The organism is Arthrobacter sp. S2(2024) (assembly GCF_036662515.1).
Taxonomy (GTDB): domain Bacteria; phylum Actinomycetota; class Actinomycetes; order Actinomycetales; family Micrococcaceae; genus Arthrobacter.
In genome coordinates, this window is the sequence record NZ_JAYKZI010000032.1 from 1 (window position 1) to 2,008 (window position 2,008).

At 60.6% G+C, this 2,008-nt stretch carries 3 protein-coding genes; all 3 read left to right on the top strand.

Features of this window, described 5'->3' with window-relative positions; genetic code table 11:
* The coding region (locus VLA65_RS21900) for a GlxA family transcriptional regulator (protein ID WP_332603742.1) at positions 1-945 on the top strand (945 nt) is incomplete at its 5' end.
* A 148-nt stretch (positions 946-1,093) separates the two neighbouring features.
* Complete coding sequence (locus VLA65_RS21905) at positions 1,094-1,396, top strand: tautomerase family protein (RefSeq protein ID WP_284989233.1); 303 nt, start codon at positions 1,094-1,096, stop codon at positions 1,394-1,396.
* Positions 1,397-1,416: 20 nt separating this feature from the next.
* A complete protein-coding gene (locus VLA65_RS21910; protein ID WP_332603743.1) occupies positions 1,417-1,995 on the top strand; it encodes an NAD(P)H-dependent oxidoreductase in 579 nt (192 codons plus the stop codon).
* The last annotated feature ends 13 nt before the right edge of the window (positions 1,996-2,008 follow it).

The following is a 2,008-nucleotide window of genomic DNA, read 5'->3' on the forward strand; positions in this document are numbered from 1 at the left end:
CGGGCTATCGGGTTCTTGATCCATGACAGCGTGACAATGATCGATGTTGCCGGGCCCGCTGATGTGTTTCATCATGCGAATGCCTTTGGGGCCCATTACGACACTGTCTTGGTTTCCAGCGATGGCCGTGCCAAGCGTGCTTCCAACGGACACTATTTGACCGCCGAGGCCGCAGCCGGAGAGACGGGCGTCTTGGACACCGTGATCGTTCCGGGTGCCTATGGGATGGTGTCCAAGCCTTTCGAGCAGGAACTTGTCGAGGCGGTTTCCCATCTAACGAATGACGCCGGGCGGATCGCTTCCGTCTGTACCGGTGCGTTTCTCCTGGCACACGGGGGCTTGCTGAATTACCGGAACGCGACCACCCATTGGACCCAGGTCGAACGGTTCAGGAGGTCATATCCGCTGGTGCATGTCGTGCCTGATGCGTTGTTCGTGCAGGACGGTTCGATCATCACCTCGGCGGGCATCAGTTCCGGGGTGGATCTGGCGTTGTTCATGGTCGAGGAGGACTACGGACCTGACGTTGCCCGGGCCGTGGTCCGTCAAATGGTCATTTTCAATCAACGGCCGGGAGGGCAATCCCAGCACTCTGTCGCCGTCCGGGTGGGCGTTCCGCGGGACCACGTCCTCAGAAACCTGTTGGACCGCATTACGGCCGATCCCGGCGCGGATTACTCGATTGACGCCATGGCTGCCATGACGAATCTCAGCGCCAGTAGCCTTGCGCGGCTCTTTCAAGAGGGAACCAACACCAGCCCTGGTCGATACGTCGAAACGGTGCGGATCGAAGCGGCCCAGGCAATGCTCCAGAGGGGAACCACCGTCGCCGCTGCGGCAGCCGCAAGCGGATTTGGAAGTGCTGAGACGATGAGGCGGGTCTTCACGCAGAAGATCGGAATGAGTCCCTCGCTCTATCTGGAACGCCTCCTGTGCCAGCCCTGACGGTTCCCTGGACCTCGCTGCCTGCCTCCGACACACCCTGACGGTATCTGTGGGGTGATTGACGGCATTCGCGGGTCCGCCGACGCCGCCCGTGGTCAAAGCTTGGTATATCCGGGCAATCCGGAGCACCTACAAAGAGGAGAACGCAATGCCGTTCGTAAATGTCAAGCTCGTCGACGGCGTCTTCACGGAAGATGAAAAGCACCGGATGGCGGCAGCGCTCACTGACGTCATGGTGAAGTTCGAAGGATCTGAAGCTTTCCGCGAGGTGGTCTGGGTCCTCATTGAGGAACTGCACACAGACGGTTGGCACATCGGTGGTCTGCCTTTCAGGGGACCGGCCAGCCTGATGGACGGCCTTGCCCGCTCCAAGAGCCTTTACGAGTCCATCGACGGTCACCCGGTTACTCGACCGGAACTGGCACAGAAAGCACCTGTGCAGGAAAAGTGAGTGAGTCGTTGGAGCACAGCATGAAGACGGTACTTATCGTCGGCCACCCGGACCTCCGCAGTTCTCGCATCAACGCCGCATTACTCGAGGAGTCAAAGTCCATTCAGGATGTTCACATCCGCGTCCTTTCCGAGCTGTATGGGACGGGCTCCATTGATATCCAAGCCGAACAGGACGCGGTCGCGGGGGCTGCCCACATCGTGCTGCAGTACCCCACCTATTGGTACGCCATGCCGTCGATTCTCAAACGCTGGCTGGACGAGGTCCTGACCCGCGGTTGGGCCTACGGGACCGGCACTCCAGGAGCCCTGGCCGGTAAGACGCTCCGCGTTGTCACCACGACCGGCGGCGCCTTCGACGGGTACGGTCCCAACGGCCTCCACGGCTGGGAGTACGAAGCAATGCTTGTCCCGCTAAAAGCCACAGCACGGCGACTCGGGATGGACTGGCAGGAACCGCTGGTCATCCACGGAGTCCGGGACTTGGACGTCGCCGGCATTCAGCGCCTTCGAAGTGGCTTTCATCAGCTGCTCATGGAAGCGGGCGAGGAGCACCAGTCTGTGGAAAAACTACACCGCTTCGAACCAGCCAATTCCTAGGATGCGGGTGGGA

Bases quoted from the DNA above. Each gene is read 5' to 3' on its own strand.
- VLA65_RS21910 (WP_332603743.1), top strand. From the start codon at position 1,417: ATGAAGACGGTACTTATCGTCGGCCACCCGGACCTCCGCAGTTCTCGC.
- VLA65_RS21905 (WP_284989233.1), top strand. From the start codon at position 1,094: ATGCCGTTCGTAAATGTCAAGCTCGTCGACGGCGTCTTCACGGAAGAT.